4 protein-coding genes are annotated in these 4,140 nt (G+C 49.9%); 2 read left to right on the top strand and 2 right to left on the bottom strand.

The annotated features are described in order from the left end of the window. Both Q0X25_RS07550 and Q0X25_RS07545 read right to left on the bottom strand, forming a co-directional pair. Positions 1-734 (bottom strand): GTP-binding protein (locus Q0X25_RS07550; RefSeq protein WP_298580757.1); only part of this gene is annotated, 734 nt, incomplete at its 3' end. Between the two features lie 90 nt (positions 735-824). Beyond that, positions 825-1,883: an NAD(P)-dependent alcohol dehydrogenase gene (locus Q0X25_RS07545; protein ID WP_298580754.1), complete on the bottom strand. Its 1,059-nt coding sequence runs from the start codon at positions 1,881-1,883 to the stop codon at positions 825-827. A 337-nt stretch (positions 1,884-2,220) separates the two neighbouring features. Between Q0X25_RS07545 and Q0X25_RS07540 the strand changes: the two genes are divergently transcribed. Next, complete coding sequence (locus tag Q0X25_RS07540) at positions 2,221-3,117, top strand: glycerol dehydrogenase (protein WP_367270418.1); 897 nt, start codon at positions 2,221-2,223, stop codon at positions 3,115-3,117. 448 nt (positions 3,118-3,565) lie between these two features. Next, positions 3,566-4,140, top strand: a 575-nt coding sequence (locus Q0X25_RS07535) for an SPFH domain-containing protein (protein WP_298580751.1), incomplete at its 3' end; no start/stop codon positions are given.

Below are 4,140 nucleotides of genomic sequence, written 5' to 3'. Positions count from 1 at the left end.
AGATTAGAATAACGGTCTCGTGGGCTCGGAGATGTGTATAAGAGACAGCAGATAAGATGAGTGGGACTCGGCAGTTCTACGTGTTCGAGAGCCATAGTTTCAAACTCAGGACTTTCTGCATGGTATGCATCCGGAGTTTCTAGTGTGCCCGTGCGCCCCCGGAGAAACAGACGAGACCACCATTCATCAGGAATATTTTTATAAGGAAGTGCAACAAATTCAGCCTGCGGGTTGAGTTGTTCTACCAACTGATGAATTGCATCTGCGTCAGATGTTGCTCCAAGCTTGGATACGATTACCGTTGCAGCATGCATGATTTGATCATCAAATATTTGCTGCGCATGCTGTCGTTGTTGGACCCATGAAAGTGCATCTACCACTACAACGGGCGCTAGCTGCGAAATGCGCTCCCACTCTACCTGTGAGAGATTGTCCAGAACGTTTCCCAAGCGAGCAACTCCCGTGGGCTCCACGATGAGATATTCAGGATCTAAGGTATTTGAAATAGTAAGCACCGAACTTGCAAAGTCTTGCTTGCCCGAGCAACAAATACAGTTTTCAACGGACTCCCATACCTGTAAATCAGAGTCAGCTCGTAGGCGTCGGGCATCAATATCTGCTTCGCCATACTCATTCTCGTAGATAACGGCGTCTTTGCCAGTTCGGCGCAATAATTCCTGAATAAAGGTAGTTTTACCTGCGCCAAGACAACCAGAAACTACGAGAATCTTCACAGCACGCTCCTTGCTTAATCTACTGTGCTAGTAGATGAAAAAAGGCCGCCGCGTAGGGCGGCGGCCTCAGTCATACAAGCGTTACAGAACTTAGTCGATGACAACAACAGGCTTGATGAGATCTGCTGGCTTGTCCCTCATGAGGAACAGTGCCTCCTCGAGGTGTTCCCAACCGTGGAAGACGTGGGTGCACTCAGGATGCAGGTCAAGACGGCCAGCGGTGACAAGGCTGGAGAGCTTCTCCATGCGCAGGCGTCCGCCAGGCATGAGTCCGCCGCGGATGTCCTTGTGACCCATGCCAACACCCCACTCGACGCGCGGGATGTTGATGTAGTCGCCCGAGCCGAGGTAGTTGACGTTGCCGATCTTTCCACCAGGCTTGAGAGCCTTGACGGCGGGCTCGAAAGTTTCGACGGTGCCGCCGGCGATGCAGACGCGGTCCACGCCCTTGCCGCCGGTAATCTCCATGACCTGCTCATCGATGGGGCCGTCCTTGTATGAGATGAAGTCCGTTGCGCCATAGCCCTTGGCGGCCTCGATGCATACGGGGCGGGTGCCGACGGCGATGATGCGTGAGGCGCCACGCAGGGCTGCGCCCGCGACGCTCATGAGACCCACGGGGCCAATGCCGATGACCAGGACGGTATCACCCAGCTGGACGTCAGCAAGCTCGACGGCGTGGAAACCAGTAGGTACCATGTCGGACAGGATGCAGGCATCAGCGGGGTCCATGCCCTCGGGCATGAGGGCGAGGTTGCCGTCAGCATCGTTTACGTGGAAGTACTCGGAGAACACGCCATCCTTGAAGTTGGAGAACTTCCAGCCAGCAAGCATGCCGCCAGAGTGCATGGAGTAGCCAGCCTGTGCTTCAAGAGAGTTCCAGTCAGGAGTAATAGCGGGGATGAGGACACGGTCGCCGGGCTTGAAGTCCTTGACCTCGGAGCCCACCTCAACAACCTCGCCGGAGGCCTCATGGCCCAAAATCATGTTGTGGCGGTCGCCGATGGCGCCTTCCCAGAGTGTGTGGACGTCTGAGGTGCAGATGGCGACAGCGAGCGGCTTGACAATGGCATCGAGCGGACCGCAAGCAGGCGTATCCTTCTCAATCCAGCCAGACTCGCCAATCCTGAGCATTGCATAACCCTTCATGGTTCCTCCCTTTTGTTAAAACACACCTACCATTTACGTGTGCAAAGCCATACTTTTAAGCATAGCAATTCGCTTGGATTTTATCGTATTCATTAGTGGTCTGAACAGACCCCAGTTTCATTAATCTTTTGATAATTACAATACTATATAACGAAAAAAATCATAAATATATGCATAAAATAAGCATATTACCAAGTAAACAATCCTATAAGCAAAGTGTGTTTTGACGTTATGTCATCATGAGCAGCATAAATAACTCGTCCTGAGCAATCTCAAAATAAGCCTAATCGATATTCAGAAAAAAGACTAATAGATAGTCCGATTTGTTCTAAAGTAAATTGGCGGTATCTCGAGCAAGGGCGAGATTGCCAAGATGCAGAAAATTGTCGAGGAAGATAACATCGATGCTGTGGTTGCTGTTGGTGGAGGCTCTGCTGTTGATACTGCAAAGGCTACCGCATATTACTCAGGCAAGAAGGTTGTTATCATCCCAACCGTAGCTGCTACCGATGCCCCTTGCACTGGCCTGTCTGTCATCTACAACGACGACGGCAGCTTTGACAAGTATCTCTTCTATCCTGAAAATCCCGCAGCAGTTATGGTTGATACGCAAGTTATCGCTAACGCTCCGGTGAAGTTCCTCATTGCAGGTATGGGAGATGCTCTGGGAACCTACTTTGAGGGTCGTGCTTCCATCCGCACTGAGTCTACAAGCCTTGAGGGCACCGGCATTACTCGCGCTGGTCTGGCTATTGCCGAGCTATGCTATGAGACTCTGCGTGATTACAGTTCTCAGGCAATCACTGCTTGCGAGAATCATGTTGTGACCCCTGCATTTGAGAACATCGTTGAGGCTTGCGTCTATCTTTCTGGGGTCGGTGCCGACAACGTCAACTGCGCTGCAGCTCACTCTTTCTATAACGGTCTGACTTCGCTGGGTGGTCATAGCGCATCACATGGTGCTTGTGTTGCCTTTGGTACGCTTGTGCAGTTGGTGCTTGAGGGTGCAGCACAAGAAGAGTTTGAGGATGTTCAGGGTTACTGCCTTGAGGTTGGTCTTCCTACTACCCTGGCCGAGTTGGGTATTACCACCGATGAGCAGATTAAGCAAATTGCTCAGGCTGCTTGCGTTCCTGGTGAGACTATTCATAACCTCGCTGGTGATGTTACCCCCGATGAGCTCTACGCAGCTATTGTTGCTACCGATGCTATGGGCAAGAAGGTTGCAAAGTAACGCGTTAGGGTGTTTCGGATAACTTTTCTTCAAGGTTTCTTGTGTAAGTAATTGTTTTGATGCAGTTTTCTTACGAGATAAACCAGATTTTGAAAATGTTTTGTTCTGAAATCGTTGCAACCTCAGGTTGCAACGATTTTCTCATACACCCATCTAGCACTTGCTTTAAGAGAATCTGCAGCTAAAGACTGTGTGTTGCAACCTCAGGTTGCAACACATTTGCTGTTTATAGTTTCATTGAGATTACGCGGTACACCGGGAGGGTTACGTAGCTTGCTTGTTGTAAGCAAACAAAAAAGAAACGCCTACAAAAGTCGCTTGACAAGAAACCAAAGTGATATCACAATGAGTTCACCACATGCGTGATTTGGCTCCGCATGTGCGGCAATACCGTTGAGCTATGAGTTGCTCTAGCCATTTTCTGGCGCCTTTTGAAAGGGATGTCATTATGAGCAAAGAAAAAGTATTACACGTCGCTTCTGGTTGGGGCATGCTTGCAGTAGTTTTGCTGATGTTTGCTGGCTCCATTGCCTGTTTTGTGCTGAGTCTCATAAGCATGATTCAAGCAGACGAAAGTGCACTTCCCGTGCCAGCTCTAGCAGTGCTTGGCCTCATTGTGAGTGTGCTTATTTTTATTGTTGCCATCATCGTTTCCAATGGTTTCTTTTCTTTGCAGCCAGGCCAAGCACGCATTTGCGTACTTTTTGGTCAATACCAAGGCACCGTACGCGATGAAGGCTTGCGCTGGGCAAATCCTTTTTTCTCTAAGAATTTGGGTGCTGTTTTAGGGAAGTCTTCATCAAGTCTCAAAGTGGGTGAGGAAGGCGTATCTTTTGATACGAGCAAGCCCACATCAGCGACCATTTCTCTGCGTGCCCGCACTCATGACGGTGAGCGTATCAAGGTTAACGACAAAATGGGCAATCCTATCGAGATTGCAACGGTTGTTGTATGGCATGTAGCCGATACGGCAAAGGCTGCCTTTGACGTTGATAACTACGAGAGTTATGTGTCGATGCAGAC

This window comes from uncultured Olegusella sp. (assembly GCF_947253395.1).
Classification (GTDB): domain Bacteria; phylum Actinomycetota; class Coriobacteriia; order Coriobacteriales; family Atopobiaceae; genus Olegusella.
The sequence above is the reverse complement of the archived record's forward strand: the minus strand, read 5'-3'. Positions and strand labels throughout refer to the sequence as shown.